Source organism: Sulfurimonas sp. (assembly GCF_041563495.1).
GTDB lineage: Bacteria > Campylobacterota > Campylobacteria > Campylobacterales > Sulfurimonadaceae > Sulfurimonas.
On record NZ_JBFFMZ010000002.1, the window covers coordinates 1 to 17,369 of the forward strand.

General features: G+C 34.5%; 14 protein-coding genes. 6 read left to right on the forward strand and 8 right to left on the reverse strand.

The features are described from left to right. The first annotated feature begins 785 nt into the window (after window positions 1–785). The gene (gene rpsR / locus ABYK18_RS01955; protein WP_373034910.1) at window positions 786–1,049 is read left to right on the forward strand and encodes a 30S ribosomal protein S18; all 264 of its coding nucleotides are present in this window, start codon (window positions 786–788) and stop codon (window positions 1,047–1,049) included. 265 nt (window positions 1,050–1,314) lie between these two features. On the opposite strand, the gene ABYK18_RS01960 is transcribed toward rpsR, so the two are convergent. Continuing rightward, the gene (locus ABYK18_RS01960) at window positions 1,315–1,539 is read right to left on the reverse strand and encodes a hypothetical protein (protein WP_373034911.1); all 225 of its coding nucleotides are present in this window, start codon (window positions 1,537–1,539) and stop codon (window positions 1,315–1,317) included. Between the two features lie 194 nt (window positions 1,540–1,733). Here ABYK18_RS01960 and ABYK18_RS01965 point away from each other — a divergent pair, with 194 nt between their 5' ends. Both ABYK18_RS01965 and ABYK18_RS01970 read left to right on the forward strand, forming a co-directional pair. Next, entirely contained in the window at window positions 1,734–4,976 is a 3,243-nt protein-coding gene (locus ABYK18_RS01965; protein ID WP_373034912.1) for a beta strand repeat-containing protein, read from the forward strand. Window positions 4,977–5,502: 526 nt separating this feature from the next. Next, window positions 5,503–7,215 carry a hypothetical protein gene (locus ABYK18_RS01970; protein ID WP_373034913.1) on the forward strand — a complete coding sequence of 571 codons (1,713 nt, stop codon included), beginning with the start codon at window positions 5,503–5,505 and terminating at the stop codon, window positions 7,213–7,215. An 11-nt stretch (window positions 7,216–7,226) separates the two neighbouring features. On the opposite strand, the gene ABYK18_RS01975 is transcribed toward ABYK18_RS01970, so the two are convergent. Together ABYK18_RS01975 and serB are read right to left on the reverse strand one after the other, a co-directional pair. Continuing rightward, on the reverse strand, window positions 7,227–7,547 hold the full coding sequence (locus tag ABYK18_RS01975) for a hypothetical protein (RefSeq protein ID WP_373034914.1): 321 nt from the start codon (window positions 7,545–7,547) through the stop codon (window positions 7,227–7,229). Then, window positions 7,547–8,170, reverse strand: a complete 624-nt coding sequence (gene serB, locus ABYK18_RS01980; RefSeq protein WP_373034916.1) for a phosphoserine phosphatase SerB — start codon at window positions 8,168–8,170, stop codon at window positions 7,547–7,549. The genes ABYK18_RS01975 and serB overlap by 1 nt, the downstream gene beginning before the upstream one ends. Window positions 8,171–8,224: 54 nt before the next feature. On the opposite strand from serB, the gene ABYK18_RS01985 reads away from it, so the two are divergent. Genes ABYK18_RS01985 through ABYK18_RS01995 form a run of 3 tightly spaced genes read left to right on the forward strand, consistent with a single transcriptional unit; the run spans window position 8,225 to window position 12,783 of the window. After that, window positions 8,225–9,136, forward strand: a complete 912-nt coding sequence (locus ABYK18_RS01985) for a methylenetetrahydrofolate reductase (protein ID WP_373034918.1) — start codon at window positions 8,225–8,227, stop codon at window positions 9,134–9,136. 11 nt (window positions 9,137–9,147) lie between these two features. Then, the gene (gene serS / locus ABYK18_RS01990) at window positions 9,148–10,395 is read left to right on the forward strand and encodes a serine--tRNA ligase (protein ID WP_373034919.1); all 1,248 of its coding nucleotides are present in this window, start codon (window positions 9,148–9,150) and stop codon (window positions 10,393–10,395) included. A 45-nt stretch (window positions 10,396–10,440) separates the two neighbouring features. After that, a complete protein-coding gene (locus ABYK18_RS01995) occupies window positions 10,441–12,783 on the forward strand; it encodes a tetratricopeptide repeat protein (protein WP_373034920.1) in 2,343 nt (780 codons plus the stop codon). A gap of 1 nt (window position 12,784) precedes the next feature. On the opposite strand, the gene pssA is transcribed toward ABYK18_RS01995, so the two are convergent. The 5 genes from pssA to ABYK18_RS02020 are packed head-to-tail and all read right to left on the reverse strand — an operon-like array spanning window position 12,785 to window position 17,321. Beyond that, complete coding sequence (gene pssA / locus ABYK18_RS02000) at window positions 12,785–13,504, reverse strand: CDP-diacylglycerol--serine O-phosphatidyltransferase (RefSeq protein ID WP_373034921.1); 720 nt, start codon at window positions 13,502–13,504, stop codon at window positions 12,785–12,787. A gap of 3 nt (window positions 13,505–13,507) precedes the next feature. Then, window positions 13,508–14,140 (reverse strand): phosphatidylserine decarboxylase, encoded by a 633-nt coding sequence (locus ABYK18_RS02005; protein WP_373034922.1) that lies wholly within the window; start codon window positions 14,138–14,140, stop codon window positions 13,508–13,510. Beyond that, window positions 14,130–16,106, reverse strand: coding sequence for an ATP-dependent zinc metalloprotease FtsH (gene ftsH / locus ABYK18_RS02010; protein WP_373034923.1), 1,977 nt, complete (start codon window positions 16,104–16,106; stop codon window positions 14,130–14,132). Before ftsH ends, ABYK18_RS02005 begins: the two co-directional genes overlap by 11 nt. 13 nt (window positions 16,107–16,119) lie before the next feature. Beyond that, complete coding sequence (locus ABYK18_RS02015; protein ID WP_373034924.1) at window positions 16,120–16,947, reverse strand: 50S ribosomal protein L11 methyltransferase; 828 nt, start codon at window positions 16,945–16,947, stop codon at window positions 16,120–16,122. Further along, window positions 16,947–17,321, reverse strand: a complete 375-nt coding sequence (locus tag ABYK18_RS02020) for a chemotaxis response regulator CheY (RefSeq protein WP_373034926.1) — start codon at window positions 17,319–17,321, stop codon at window positions 16,947–16,949. Before ABYK18_RS02020 ends, ABYK18_RS02015 begins: the two co-directional genes overlap by 1 nt. Window positions 17,322–17,369: the final 48 nt, after the last annotated feature.

Consider the following 17,369-nt stretch of genomic DNA (forward strand, 5'->3'; position numbering starts at 1 on the left):
AAGAAGGAATGGTAGATTCAGACCTGTATAAGTTTCAGACCAAAAAATCAACAAAAGGAGTAAGTTAAACCATTGTCGCTTAAGGTTACTATTCGTAAAAAATCCTACGAAAATCTGCCTAATTTAATTCCGCGCTTGACACTCATACTGGAATGTCCCCTATAAACTAGACAATATATAATTACAACCATATACTATTTTATAGCTACACAAACTACCCTTAAGTAAAGTATCGCTAGAATAATGTCATATTATTCTTTTATATTATATTAGTATTATCGCTCGATGATGCTAATTTGCTTTTTATCTTTATGATTTAAAGCTAGCGCATAATTAATTTTATGCCAAACATGTGAACATAAAAGCACTTACTTGAAATAAAGTAACTGTTTTAAAATTCAATAAGAATACATATGCCTTGATGGGTGCAATAAACACCCATTTATGGTGTCTGTGTACTCATTAAAAACCACACACACAATAAAAATATTCCAAAAACTTAAAAAATGTTGATTAACTAACAGCGATTAAGTTGAGAGGATATTTTATTATCAGTTTGTTGCCCGTATATTATTATAGTATATACATTATTTATATTCTAATGTGTGTTCAATAACTGTAAACAAAAAAGCTATTATTTACAATATTAATAACTTTAGTTTACATTTTTGAAAATTTTATGATATACTTCCGGCAACGAATCAATCTATAAGAGGGTTGTGAGCCTGTTTACACTTTACAGGTACACATAACCATTTTAGAAAATAGATAATAAAGGAAATAACATGGCAGAAAAAAGAAAATATAAAAAAAGATATTGTAAATATTGTGAATCAAAAGTTGATTTTATGGACTATAAAGATGTAGGAGCATTACGTTTCTCTCTTTCTGAGCGTTATAAAATTATGCCTCGTCGCCTTACTGGAAACTGTAAACGTCACCAAGATATGATTTCTGTAGTAATCAAAAGAGCTCGTGCAGCAGCATTGGTTCCTTACACAGTAACTCGTAAAGCAGTTGTAACTGCACCATTTGAAAACCTAAGATAGGTTTCAAAGTTCCCCTTTTTAGGGGACTTTAACTACTTAGCAATTCAACACATCATCCACTCATTTTAACAATACATTCAATTTATCATCGCTGTAATAATATGCAGTAAATAATTTCACTACACAACTTTTGTGTATCTTTTTGTGTATCTACACAAATAATTGTACCTTTTATTACATACACAAATATCACTTCTATATTTTCAGTAAACTCCTTATAATAGGTATTTAAGGCATATAAACAGATACACACTCTTATACAAAACTACTCTCCAGTTTTAGTAGTTGGTATATACTCAACATTATTCATAGAAAAAACATAAAGAAAGAAGTTTTCTATAGTGTATGGTTCTAAGAACTCTTTAGCCATTCTAGTAATCTCTAACTCACTTGACTCTTGCATATTATCTCTAAGCCACTCTTGGTAACTAAGTTCTTGTTCAAACTCTTCTTCTTGCTCCTTCATCAGTTGATTTTTTACTAGTGCCATTATGCAATTCTTCCTAAAACATTAGGTTCAAATTCAACATAGTCCATTCTCAAATCTCTTGCTATCCTCTTGTATGTCAACCGCGGTGTTAAAATAGGCAGTAAGAAAGCTTCCAAAAATCTATATCAAAGTATTAATTAGATACATTAGCTTAATTATTATTAAAATATCTTATATTAGGAGTCAATATTACTATGAAAAAATCTTTAATCTCAGTTGCTGCTTCGGCACTTCTTGTTGCAGCTATAACAGGTTGTTCTAGTAATGGTACTAGCTCATCTAGTTCTTCAACTAGTAGTACATCAGGCGGTATCCAATCATCTGTTCAAGCGATAGATGGTTATGTATACAATGCTACAGGTAAAGCGTATTACTTAGCAGAAGATAATGCAAGTATGAAATCAGTTACTTTAACTGCTAATAAAACAACTAAAGATGTTGTAACTAACGTTGTAACACTTGGTCAATCTACTTATTCATTACCAGCTGATACAAATGCTTCTGTTAAGAGTAGAATTAAATTCTTCAACTTCACTAACACTGCATCAAGCACAGCAGGTACAACATTCACACCTGCTGCATATTTTGAAGCGGATAACGTAGATGGATATGACGTAAATGATACATTAATGGGAGCTACAACACTTACTGTTCCAGCTAACTTTAGTATTGCTTCTCCACTAACTCAGTTAGTTTACCTAGCAAATACAGCAATATTTGGTACTACAACTACTGTTCCAACAAGTTTAGTAGATTTAAACACTACAACTTTTGCACAACTTGAAGCTAACGCTACAAAAATTGCTACAAACTTAGGTTTAACAGGTGTTAACCTTCTTACTGCGGATCCAGTTGCTTTAGCTGCTACAAATCCTACATTCAGACTTGTAACTGCATTAATGGTTGGTTCAAATCTTGCAACTGCTACTTCGATTCTTGCTGCTCCTCCAGCTACTACTTTTGCTGCTACATTAAGCAATGTTGCTGCTGCTTTACCAACTGGTACAGGTAAAACACTTGCTACTGCTTTAGCTACATCAGCAACAAACGGTGGATTTAACACTACTGATATTGCTACTATGAATATTGAGGGATCTGTTGCTGCTGGTACAATTAAAACTTTAGTTGCTCCAACAAAAACTGGAAAATTGCCTCTTAATGCTATCACATTTGGCGGTACTGATGTTGCAACATTAACTGCAGCTGGTACTAAGCTTTCAAATTCTGCAATCTCTTTAGATCTTAACATGAGTAATGTTGATGGAAATGTTTCTAATAAAGCATTTACTTTATATGTTTCTTTTGCTGGTAACAAGGCTAATGTTGCTGCAAATGAGTCAAATAATTCTGGTGCTATAAATTTTGCATTCCCATTTGAATTAAATGCTACTAACTCTGTTATTGCTCCAACTGTTTCTGGCGCTTCAATCGTTAAATATGAAGCTAAAGCAAGTGATGGTTCTCAAGTAATTACTAAAAGCGATGTTAATGCTTCTACATTATCTTTAACTGGTGCAGTAACTGTTGCAAGTAATATTGTTAAACTTAATGTTACGTCTATCGCTTCTGCAATAATTGGAAATGCAGATGCTAATTTAACTGGTTCTACAGGTCTTACTACTAGTGGTATTTCTGCTGTTAGCATGTACGTTAAAGATACTGATGGTGCTGTAATTGGTGTAACAGCTGATGGATTAAACTCTTCGCCTCTAGCGAAAGGTACATTCTCAAGTATTACGGGTGGTCTTACAGCTACTGAAGCTCTTAAAGTATTTAATGTTGCTGTAACAGATTATAGAACTACTACTACTGGTATTAATAATGAATCTAACGCTACTTCAATTAAATATAATGGTGGTGCTGAATTAGCAGCTAATGTAGCTGTTCAAATAGTCAATTATGCAGATGCTGCTACTACGGAAGCTAATTTAGTAGTTGTTGTTGCAGAAAATGGAGATACTTCTGAATCAAATGCTACGGTTACTATTTCTGGATTACCTACATGGTTTAGTGCTGAAAAGGCTACTATTGTTACAGGAAATGCTGCATCAACTGCAGATTTCAATACGACCGTAGATACTAACTTGACAATAAAGGATACAATTTCAGTAGCTAGCGTTAAAGTAACTGATGAGTTTGGTAAAGTTAATGCTGTTGATCAAAACTTCACAGTTATGTATAATGCTGTTCCAGTATTAGATAAAACAATTGCTAATTTACAAGATGGACAAGTTAACATGCCTGCTAAACTTGTTTCAGTTGCAAAGGTTGATACTACAACAATCTTGGGTACAGATGGTATTGTTGCTGCTACTTGTGGTATTGTTCTTGATACTGCTGGTGGTTTAGCTGCTACTACTTGTGCTGTTGGACTTGATGGTAATGTAACTGTTAGCTTAGGCGCATTTACACATGCTGGTGGTGACGCGAATACTACAATTACGATTACAGATTCAGTAGCAGGTGGTACTACAGATACTATGAAACTTAATATTGAAGCTGAAACTATTACTTCTGTTGCACTTGGTAGTGTAGGGTCACTAACTACATATAATATAGCTGACACTATAGTAAATATTAAAACTATGGCTCTTCTAAACGTTATTGCTAGTAAAACAGATCTTGCTAATGCTACTGAGATAAGAATGGGAATTACAGCTGGGGCCGAAAATGTTACATTTGATAATTTAACTGCTGCTGCTGCTGCAACACTCATTGACTTTGTTGATAATGGAGTAACATTGACTGAAACTGAATTAGTGGCAATTGTTACGACAGGCACTCCAATTCTTTTAACTGATGCTGATATTATTACTGTAACAATGGTAACAGGTACTGGTACTGATTTTTCTAAAGCTGCAGAAATAGATAAACTAAATACAGGTGATAAGATTGATCTTGATATTTCGACTACTTTATTGGCTGCAAATTACAAAGATGTATATGGTACGCAAGGTATTTTAGCTACAACTACAGATACTATTACTATTACTTCTGATGGTACAACTCCTGTTGCTGCAACTGCTGCAATTGATACTTTTAAATTTGCTACAACTGATACTGCACTTGTAGTTAATGGTTTCGTAGCAGGTACTGATAAGGTTGATTTTATAGCACCTACAACTACTGCTGCAGTAGCTGGTGCTGCTATATTTACAACTGGTACAAATCTATACTACTTTACTAGTGGTGTTAATGGTACTGATGCAGATACTGCTGGTGCTGCAGCAACATTTGCAACTAGTGTAGCTACAGTTACAGCTGCCGGTGCTGATACTACTGCTTATATTGTTATTTCAGACACTGATTCAACATCTATCTACAAATGGGTAGATGTAGGAGGAAGCGTTGATGAGGTTGCTGCAGGTGAGCTTACATTAATGGTGACATTTGATGCAGTTCTTTCTGCTGCTGCAGCTGACTTTACTCTTAATTAATTCGTTCCAAGCTCTCAGCTTGGAACGAATAAGCTAAAGCTCTCCAAGAGCTAAGGTTACTCACTCTCAACTTCGGTTGAGGGTGCATACTTAAAGAGCTCTATCTTCGGATAGGGCTCTTTTTTTTACTTTATACTACTTCCAAACTATCAAATTAAATAACTTCTTAACCAAATCTCTAAAAATGTATCTAACAACTACTAAAAACTAACTCCAGTTTATAATACTCATTTTAAGAATCTACAAGAAATTTCAAGCCCTTAGCTACCTCGCGTAGGCTATATGACCACTTATATTGATTCTGATAGCCTCTTTTATATTGAGTTAGAGTTGGATTGTCAATTATTGGGCTATACCAGACTGTAAACGTCACCAAGATATGATTTCTGTAGTAATCAAAAGAGCTCGTAAAGCAGTTGTAACTGCACCGCCTTTCATTAAACTTTTCCAAACAAACTTTCAATACGCCATCCTGTAACTAAATTAGGAATATTTTTTGCTTATACTTCTATAAAAAAGTACTCATATGCGCATTCTTATCATTTTATTTTTACTACTAACTTCCATTTGTGCGAAAAGCTCAGACTTTTCGCTTATAATAAATAAGCCATTTAACAATGTGCTCTTTGATATTACCCAAGACTATGACAGGCAGATTAGTGCAGTCGGTTATTCGCAAGATTACAAACACTCTTCTAAAAAAAGCAACACTACTTACACCAATGCATTTGATTATCTCTCCAGTGTAGCAAGCTCATACGGCCCACAGATGCATCTGGTCAAAATAGACAAATATGCAAATCTAACACTAAACAGAGCAACAAAAATGAGCCGTTTCAGTGAAGCAGTTGCTGTTGTTAAAACACCTGCAAACGGGTATTTTGTCGGCGGTTATACACTTGATGGTTCTCTTATAATCTTAAAACTTGATTCTAATGGAAATATAATTTTTAACAACTCTTTTGGAACAAAGAACTATGACAGGATGAACAATCTCGTTAAACTAAGTGACGGCGGTGTTTTAGCTGTAGGTTCATCAATCACCTCTCGTTCCCAACATGACAATCTGTTTGAAAGTGGACTAGGACTTAATGATATCTACATTACAAGATTCTCAAAAGACGGAAGAAAACTTTGGAGTAAAAAATACGGAACCGAGTATGATGACAGAGGCATAGATGCTGTTGAAGCGTTTGACGGTTCCATCTTAGTTTTAAGCACTACAAGTTATGATAAAAATAAAAACGTAACCCTTATGCGTATAACTGAAAATGGAAATAAAGTTTGGCTCAAACATTACAAAGCCGATGAAGTAATCACTCCAAACAAGATTATCAGACTTAGAGATAACAATTTTTTACTTTCGCTTAGTCAAAAAGACGAAATGAACAAAGAACAAATTAGACTTATAAAGTTTGACCTGCAAAAAAATGTTTTACTGGATAAAATAGTTCACACTACATATGCGAGCGGATTAAAAGATATAAAAGAGTACTCTGACGGTTCTATTATTGGAGTCGGTTATGTTCAAGACACCTATAATACAGATGCATTAGTTATGATACTTGATAGCAACCTGGATATGCTGAATCAAGAACATTACGGTGAAGAAAATTATGATATATTCAATGCAGTGACAATACTGCATAATTCTCAAGCCGCTGCAGCCGGTATATATACAAAAAAAGAGTCTCAAGAGTCAAATATGTGGATTGTAAAGTTAAACAGAGATGCCACTATGGCTCAAAAGTCTGTTAACACTATAAATATATATGAAGAACTTTTAAAACTATTTAAAGATGAGATAGATTCCGGCAAGTTAGTTATAAAAGAAGACTTGAGTATAGAGTTTATGGACGCACGGCTATATTTTGAAGTCGGTGAATATAAATTGTCTAAAGAACAAAAAACTTATTTAGACAACTTTTCAAAAAAGCTTATTCCCTTTTTACAAAGACATAATACATACATAAATACATTAGAACTAAACGGACATACTTCAAGTGAATGGGGTAACGAAAATTTTACAAACAAATATCTTAAAAATGCCAAATTATCAATGAACCGTTCGTTTTCTACTCTTAGTCATATCTTTAAAAATCAAAATCTAAAAACACAAGCCTGGCTAACAGTTATACTAAAAGGAAGCGGTCTAAGTTATTCTAAAAAAGTTATGCGTAGTGAAAATGAAGATAAAGAAAAATCCAGAAGAGTCTCTTTTAAAATTCTATTAAAATAGACTCTTGAGAGTTAGGCGTTGTAAGTTAGTGCAGACTCTCTAAAGCTCAAACGAACTTTATCTTGTTTTAGTTTTTTATATAGTTTAAATTTAGCTTTTTCAAGCTCTTCATCATTCATTGAAAATTCACTTTTTAATTCTGCATCTTCTATTTGAGCACTATCCATCGCAAAAAGTTTCAACTCTTTTTTTGTTAACTTAGCCTTTAATACACCGTATAAGATTTTATCATCTTCTATAAGTGATTCTATATCCATTTTACAAAATCTTGCAAGCATCTGTCTATAGTTGTTTTCACTGTTGTACTGTCTCCAAACTGTATTTTCCAACATTATATTTTCTCCAATATTTTTCTTAAATCTTTTTCTTTTATGATTATATTTGCCTCTTTTTCCAAGATCTCTCTTGCACAAAAAGCCACTCTTGTCCCGGCATGTGCGAACATACTCAAATCATTTGCTCCATCACCGCATACTAATGTTTCTTCTTCGGATATACCTAGAATGTTTTGAAGTCTAACCAACATATCGCCTTTTGAGAAGTTAAACATCATATCTCCGCCGACAAGTCCTGTCAACTTTCCGTCCTTATGATGCAGTGCGTTTGAGAAATCCGCATCATAACCCAAGATATCTTTTGCATATGTTGTAGCAGTTCTAAAACCGCCGCTAAAACAAACTACAGTCATACCTCTTTTTTTAAGCTCTGCAATAGTCTCGATTGCACCGGGCATATAAGGCAGATTATGACTAATCTTCTCAACCACACTAATATCTAAGCCTTTTAAAAGTCCGACTCTTTGTTGCAATGACTCAAAAAAATCAAGTCTTCCGGACATTGCTTCTTCCGTTATACGGCTGACTTCATCGCCTATACCTAATTCATCGGCGAAAAAATCAATAGTCTCGCCATCCATTAAAGTTGAATCAAAATCAAATACAGCTAGTTTTAGCATCTATATCACTCACTTTTGTTATAATGTCGCAATTATACCCACTTAGGATTTTTTTTGTTTGATAAACTCATAAATAAGCTAAAAAACGATACATATATTACGCTTGAGACAACACCAGGGCACTCACCTGTATTCTCTCCTATCATAGATAAAATAGAAGAATTAGAGTTGCAAAACTACGTAGATGCTTTCTCAACTACAGACAATCCTCTTGCAAAGCTAAAATACAACTCTCTTTTTGCAGCCAAAATGCTTCAAGAGAGATTTAACAAGCCTGTTCTTGCAACTATGAGTATGAGAGACAGAAATAAAATAGCACTTCAGTCTGATCTTCTAGGTGCGAATGAAGTAGATATAAGAGCCATACTTGCACTCACAGGCGATCCTGCTACAATCTCTGACCAACCGCATGCAAAAGGTGTGTTTGAAGCTGACAGTTCTCTCTTGCTTGATATTATAAGTGCATTTAACTCCGGGATGAACTATGCAGGTAAACCGCTGGCTCATAAACCAAAAGAGATTTATCCTTTTGCCGTTGTAAACTCATATGCAAAAAATCCGAAAACACTGCAAAAGAAGATGCAAAAAAAGATAAAACACGGAGCTCTGGGAATAATCACTCAGCCTGTTTATGACTTAGAAAATGCAAAGCAGCTGCTAGAACTAAAAGAAGCTGCAAACCGTGAATCTGGTTCGGACAATAAAAGCGCCGAACTTGTTTTAGGATTTTTCCCAATAACCAAACTCCGAACTGCACAATTTTTATCTGCACATGTTCCTGGTATCAATGTTCCGGACAACTGGATAGAAGCTCTAAGAGTTGCAAATGAAAAAGGTGAAAAAGAAGAGTATAAAGTAGGATTTGAGCTTAGTAAAAATCTTTTTGATTCTCTTAAAGAGTATCATCCAAAGATTCACCTCATGACTGCAAACCAGTTTAAACTGGCAAAAGATATTTTAAAATAAATAGGAAAATTATGATTGATTTAAAACTGCTACAAAAAGATTTTGACACACTTAATGCTAAACTTGTTCGAAAAGGTGTAGATGCTGCACTTATCGAACAATTAAAGATAAAAAATGAAGAGTTAAAAAAAGCAAAATCGAGTTTTGAGACACTACAAGCACTGCAAAACTCTATGAGTAAAGAGTTTGGTATTTACAAAAGAGAAGGTAAGGACATAAGTGAACTCAAACAAAGAGTAGATGCAAACAAGATTGTAATTAATGAAGCACTTGACATTCAAAGAACAAAACAAGAAGAATTAGAAAGTATTGCTATGTCAATCCCCAATATGCCCGATGATAATGTTCCAGACGGTGAGGATGAAGATGACAACGTAGAGATTAAAAAAGTTTTAACTCCTAAAGAGTTCAGCTTTACTCCTAAAGAGCATTGGGAGTTGGCCCAAGAAAATGGCTGGATAGACTTTGAACGCGGGGTAAAACTGGCTACAAGCCGTTTTAGCGTATCTTTTGGAATGGGTGCGAAACTTGAACGTGCCCTTATAAACTTTATGTTAAATTTCAACTCCAAAAGGGGTTTCAACGAAGTCAGTGTTCCTGCACTTGTAAATCGTCAAGCCCTAGAAGGAACTGGTCAGCTTCCAAAATTTGAAGATGATCTGTACAAAATAGACGGCCAAGAACTTTTCCTCATCCCTACTGCGGAAGTCCCTCTTACAAATCTTTTTCAAGATGAGATTCTTGCAGCCGAACAACTGCCTATTAAGATGACGGCATATACCTCATGTTTTAGAAAAGAAGCGGGAGCTGCAGGTCGAGACACCAGAGGAATGATAAGACAGCATCAATTTCATAAAGTTGAACTTGTAGCCATATCAAACCCGCAAAACAGCGATGAGATTTTTGATGAGATGGTAAATTGTGCATCTGATATTTTAACTGCTCTTGAACTTCCACATCGTCTTGTTACACTGTGTACGGGAGATTTGGGATTTAGTGCTGCTAAAACTGTTGATTTGGAAGTTTGGTTGCCTGGACAAAATACATACAGAGAAATTTCTTCCGTATCAAACACTAGAGACTTTCAGGCAAGACGTGCAAAAATCCGTTTTAAAGACGGAAAACAAAACACTATGGTTCACACACTAAACGGTTCAGCTCTAGCTGTTGGCCGTACGCTTGTTGCCATAATGGAGAACTTTCAAAATGAAGACGGAAGTATCACTATTCCAAAGGTACTTGAACCTTATATGAACTAAGTTTATGGTACTTTTTTTGCTTATTAATACCAAATAAGGGAAGTAATGGCTGAAGAACTAGAAGATATAATTATTATTGAAGAGAGTGACGCAGCTGCTTCAGATATAACCCATGAAGTAGATTCTATTTTAGATGAAGAGACTTCAAAAAAGAAAAGAATACTTATCTTCTCTATTGCTGCATTTCTTCTAATTCTTATTATTATTGTCCTACTATTTTTTATTTTCAAGTCTCCGGATGTTAAAAACTCTAAGACTATGGATTTCATAGAAACAAAATTAGAAGAAAACACTACCAAACCTATTCAGCGTACTAAACTGGAAAAGATGATTGCAAAAGCAAACTATCTATACTCTACGGGCTCAAGAGATGAAGCTCTGTTTTTGTATGAAAAAATAGCACTATACAGTGAGGCAATCTCTGTTTATAATCTTGGTGTTGCTCAATTAAAAGACGGCACATATGAATCGGCCCTGCAAACATTCAAAAAAGCTATTATCAATGATGAGAAAAGATGCGTCAGTGCCATAAATGCAGCAGTTTGTTCTTTACATCTAAAAGATGAAAAAAATTTTAACTACTATATAGATTTGGCATATGCTTATCTACCAAATGAAAAAAACTCACCTCAATACTCTTATTATTACGCACTGATAAATTATTATAAAAACAACTATCTTGAGGCACTTAGCGCATTGGAAAATCCTACAAGTGATGAATACCCGACAGCGCAAAAACACTTAAGAGCAAAAATAAATGCACTTTATTCAAATGACTATAAAGCTATTGAAGCCATGGAAAAAAACTTTCAAAATAGTGATTCTTTCAGTATTGCCTTACTATATGCAAGAGTAGGTGATTTAACACTCGCTCAAAAACATCTAAGCAATGCTATAGTGAAAAATATCGAGCCTGTTAAGTCTTCTGTTGCTCAGGCACTGATAAACCTTAAGGCGGGGAGAGTTGCAACTGCAAGCAAACAGATAAAAAATATAACAGATATGTTTCCGCAAGAGGTGTATAAACCATATCCTATTAAAGTAAAACTAAAAGATTCCCTTTTTGACCCGTTAAAAGCACAACTTAGATTTCGAGATAGAATAAAAAAAACAAAAATATTCAACTATCTAAAAATATTTTATTTCTCTCCTTACAAGGTTTTCAATGCCGATCAAACAATAAGCTATATACAAAAAGGAAATGCCAATATTTATGTAGACAATATTTCATCGGCTAAAGTATATTTAAAAAGAAGTGCTTCATCATCTAATGTAAATCAGGGCATTGTTAGAGCAATTAAAAAAGCATTGTCATTTAAACTTAGAGAAGCAAATGCCCAACTTCAAGAACTTGTTAAATCACAGCCAAAACACTCCATACTTCATTACGATCTTGCTTTAACATATGCCCAAATGGGAGATATTAAAGAAGCCAATAAGCACTTTATTTTATCATACCACCTAGATGCAAAGAATTACTTATCCGGTATTTTTGCCATTATGACCAGTCAGCTTATAAATAAGGACTCTACGAAACTGGCTACAATTCTAAAAGATACAATATCTTTGGAAGAACCAAGCGAAGAGATAAGTTTATATAAAACAATTCTAAATATAAGTGACAACAACTTAATATCAAGTGCAGACTGGCTTGAAGAAAATCATGAACAAAAACCATTATATCTTGCCCTTGATACAATTATAGCTTTGGGTTTAAATAATATTGATTATGCAAAAAAAGCCTCTCACAAATTAACTATTCTTCTTCCTAATGAGATAGTGCCTCATATGATGTATATTGACTCCTATTTCTCAGATTTAAAACCTAAAGAGTACGCAAAAGAAGTGCTAAACTATTTAAAGGTGCAAAAATTTGATTTTAACGATCTGTATTATGGGCCATACATTACCAGATACTTGTATACTCAACAAAATCTTATCACCGGAAAACTGTTTTTCTTAAGAAAACAACTACGGGAAGTACTTGAGACTACAAATAAAAACACACATGAAATTACAAGTGCTCTAGCTCTTGCATCTCTCTATGACAAAGCGTATGAAGAGTCATATACTCTATATAATACTCTAATAGATGATTTAAAAGTCAGAGATGCTTATACACTGTTTTTAGGTGCTGTGGCATCTACTGCAGCAGACCATCACGCAAATGCAGTAGCTCTTCTTGAGTTATCTAAAATGAAAGACTCTAGTTTTTTAGAAAGCCGCTATGCACTTGGACTACTATACCTTGAATTACAAAATAATCAAGGCGCAGCAGTTCAGTTTGGAAATATTGGAGATAACGGATTTATATCTGAATACTTTAATTTTGATATAGATTTGAATAAATTACTATTTGAGAGAAATCAAAAAAACAAAGAGCAGTAATCTATTTTTTAATTACTCTTTTTGGCAGCAACATAGCCGCACGGATCAATCCATACAGTATATATATTATAAACATTAGAGCAAAACCTTCAATAGGAAACATAAAAATAAAGAAAAATACAAATAGTATTACAACAAAAAGCTTCATTGCATGTTTCGGGCTTAAATCTACTTTTTTAAAACTTGGATAGCGTATATTGCTTACCATGAGTATAGATACTAAAATGGATAAAAGTACTATTACGATTCCATAATCGTCATGAAATCCGTACTTTTGAAAAAGAAGAACCAACAAAGATATAAAAACAGCAGCAGCAGGAATTGGTACACCTATAAAAACAGACGGTTCACTGCTCATTGTCATTACATTAAATCTTGCAAGCCTAATTGCCCCAAAAATAACAAATAGTGCAGATGCCACAACACCGAAACGTCCGAACTCTTGACCTACAAAAAGGTACATCAATAATGCAGGAGCAACTCCAAAAGCAACCATGTCAGCAAGAGAATCAAACTCTACTCCAAACTTTGAACAACTGTTAGTAAGCCTTGCGATTCTTCCGTCAAGTCCGTCAAATATAAGTGAGAGCATGATTAACCAAGCTGCTTTTTCAAAATTTCCGCCAACGGCACTGATAATACTAAAAACACCGGAAAATATTGAAGCGGCTGTAAAAAGATTTGGGAGTATATATATTAAATTAGAAGGTCTTTTTTTCATTATTTATGAAAAATATCCTATGAGTGTTTGAGATGCACCCAGCTCTTGTCCTACACTGACATTTAGTCTAAAGTTTTGAGGTAAATATATGGTTGTGATTCCATTAACCATCAAACCATACCTGCTGCCTTGAATTAGGTTTTGTTTTGAAATTACATTTAGTTTTATCTCATCAAAGCTCTGCTTTAACATATGTGAAATTTTAATTTTATTTTTACTTTGATCTTCAAGAACCAATTCTACTCTTTCATTTATCTCTCTTGATAAAGCTGTATCTTGAGACAACCTTGCGCCATGCTTAATATCTACATGTTCTAAGACACCGTTAAATGGGGCGCGAAGAAGAGATACATTTAAATAACTGCTATTTATTTCCAGCTTATATAAGTATTCATCATTTTCAAGTTCTTCAATTGAGAGTAAGACTCCATCAACCGGACTCAATACACTCATCTTTTCTAAACTAGGTACCATTCTTTCAGGATTTCTATATACAAATACAAAAAATAAAATCAATAGAAATGAAAAGAACTCTAAAAGGTCAAAGTCTAAAAGTGCAAAAATTGCATATGCTAAGATAGCAAACCCTATACGGCTAAAACCTTCTTTGGCTATTGGGAGTAGATTATTGTTCATCTTCTTTTCCATTATTTTCTGTCTCCATCTCTTTTTGAGACATTTTAGCATCTTCTTTTAATTCTTCTTGTATATCATCAGTATGACTCTCGACTTTTGATTCAATATTATTTTCTTTTTCAAAATTAATAATTATATCTCTTACTTCTTCACCTGTAACATTCTCTTTCTTGTATAAAAGTTTTACCATCTCTTCAATAGCATCTCTATACTCTTCAAGACGAGCAACTACAGCTTCATAACGCTCAGTTAAAGATGCTTTGATAAACTCATCCATGTTCTCAGCCATTTTATCGCTGTACTCACGCGTAGCCTGTTGTCCGCCACCTATAAAAGAGTGTCTGCTTTTTTCTAACACCATAAGACCTGCAACATCACTCATACCGTAAGTCTGAACCATAGACTTAATAATATCTGTAGCTCTCTCCAAATCATTTCCTGCACCTGTAGATATCTCACCTAAGAAAACCTGTTCTGCGGCACGACCACCAAGCAGTACGTCTACTTCAGCCCACATCTCATGGCGTTGCATCATAAATTTATCTTCTTCTGGTTTGTTAAGAGTATATCCAAGAGCGGCAAGTCCACGAGGTACAATAGATACTTTAGAAACTTTTTTAGCTCCCTTGGTTGTCTCAGCAAGAAGTGCATGACCACTTTCATGATACGCAACAATTTTCTTCTCTTTAGGATTAATTCTACGAGATTTTTTTGCAAGTCCGGCAATTGCCCGCTCAACTGATTCATATAAATCTTTTTGAGTTACTGTTTTTTGACTTTTTCTACCTGCTAAAAGAGCAGCTTCATTAACAACATTTGCAAGATCTGCACCTGCCAAACCTGCAGTAAGACGTGCTATTTCTTCTATTTCTACATCATCATCCATTTTGACATTTCTCATATGTACTTTCAAGATTTTAACACGACCCTGAAAATCCGGTTTATCAACCAACACCTGTCTGTCAAAACGTCCTGGACGTAAAAGAGCCTGATCAAGGACTTCAGGTCTATTTGTAGCTGCCAATATAATTATAGGAGTATCGGTTCCAAAACCATCCATCTCCGCAAGAAGTTGATTTAAAGTCTGCTCTCTTTCATCGTTTCCGCCCATCATACCGCTAGCAGCACGACTTTTACCGATGGCATCTATTTCATCTATAAATATAATACTCGGAGCATCTTTTTTAGCCTGTTCAAACAAATCGCGAACGCGGGCAGCACCGACACCTACAAACATTTCAATAAAACTAGAACCGCTTACCGAGAAAAAAGGAACATCTGCTTCACCTGCAACTGCTTTTGCCAAAAGAGTTTTACCTGTACCGGGAGAACCGACTAAAAGTACACCTTTTGGAATTTTTGCACCTATTTCTACATAACGTGCCGGATATTTTAAAAAATCTACAATTTCTTGTACTTCTTCTTTTGCTTCTTCAACACCCGCTACATCATCAAACTTTGTAGTTGGTTTTTCTGAATTAACCATTTTTTTAGAATTACCCATACCAAGCAGACCGCCACCCATACTTTTTTGCATTCTACCTGCAAAAAACATCCAAATAGCGATAATTATTAAAAACGGAAATAACCACCCAAACATCTCCGTGAACCAGTTTGTTTCGCTAAAACCGGAGTATTCAATATTGTTTTTATCTAATAACTCAACAAGTTTTGTATCACCTTTGACTATTCTTGTAGTGTAAAGTGTTCCATCCGTCGATACTGCTTTTATAAAACTCTGTCCAATGCTTACTTTTGCTACGCTTTTATTCTCAACTAGACTTTTAAGTTCTGAGTAGCTTACCTGCTTTGTTTTTCTAGCTCCGGTACTAGCATTATCAATCCCTGTACCTTCTCCAACAAGCATTTTAAATAGTAAAATAATTACTACCGAAAAAATTGCAAATGTTATTAATGGATTATTATTAAAAAAATTATTGTTCTTGTTTGGATCTTGATTTGCCATTTTATTCTCTTTCTTATTTTCTTTTTAAAACAAGTGTTATCCACTCATCTTCTACTATTCTTTCACAGATTTCAAAATCTTTGTAAAAACCTAATACTTTACTCTCATATTTATCTAAAATACCTGACAGAATCAAGATAGCATCATCTTTTAAAGCACTTTTCAAATCTTTTGCAATAAATGTGAGTACATCTGCAACTATATTAGCTACAACCACATCATATTTACTAGAGCTTAAGGAACATGAACCTTCCCATATTTTTAAAAACTCTATATTGTTAAGTTTAGCATTTTCGATACTGTTCTCTACAGAAACAGGGTCAGTATCACAAGCTTCTACTATTGCTCCAAGCTTCATTGCAGCAATTCCTAATATTCCGCTTCCACAACCAACATCTATTACAAAATCACCCTCTTTTACATAACGTGATATTGCCCTTAATGATGAAGCGGTTGTTGGATGATGACCCGTTCCAAAAGCGAGGGCTGGGTCAATAGCGATATTAATCAGATCTGGGTTTTCTTCATCCCAAGTCGGATGAATATAAAACTTATCTATGGCCAAGGGAGTAATACTTTTTTGATAAAGCTCAACCCAATCACTGTTTAAAAATTTTTGCTGTTGACATTCGAGTTCTATTGTTTCGCCCAAAGCCTTTTGCAAAGCTTCACAGAACTGCTCAAGTCCCCATATAATAGTATCAAGTTCATCTTCACTTCTTACAATAAAACCAGAATCCGACTCTTCAAAACCGACCGGTATCGTATCGGCTAAAAAGTCAGAGAATAACTCCTTATGAGATGAAACTTTAACTACTAACTCGTAGTAGTATTCCTGCATTACTCAGCGACACCCATTACGGCACCAAGTTTTTCTTTTAAAACTTGAGGAGTGAACGGTTTAACTATGTAGTTATTTACGCCAGCTTTAAGTGCTGTAATAACCTCTGCTTTACCACCCTCTGTCGTAACCATAATAATTGGTGTGTCTGTAAAACGCTCATCAGCACGAACCTTTTTAACCAACTCAAGTCCATTCATCTCTGGCATATTCCAGTCAGTAATCAGCATCTCAATATCCGGATTAGCATCCATTTGAGCCCAGCCCTCAACACCGTCAGCACCTTCTAAAATATCTTTATAACCTAGACGAGCCAAAGTATTCTTAATAATACGACGCATTGTAGAGCTATCATCAACCACAAGTAATTTCAATTGAAATCCTTTTAAAAAATATATTTTGCAAAATTTATACTCTAATAA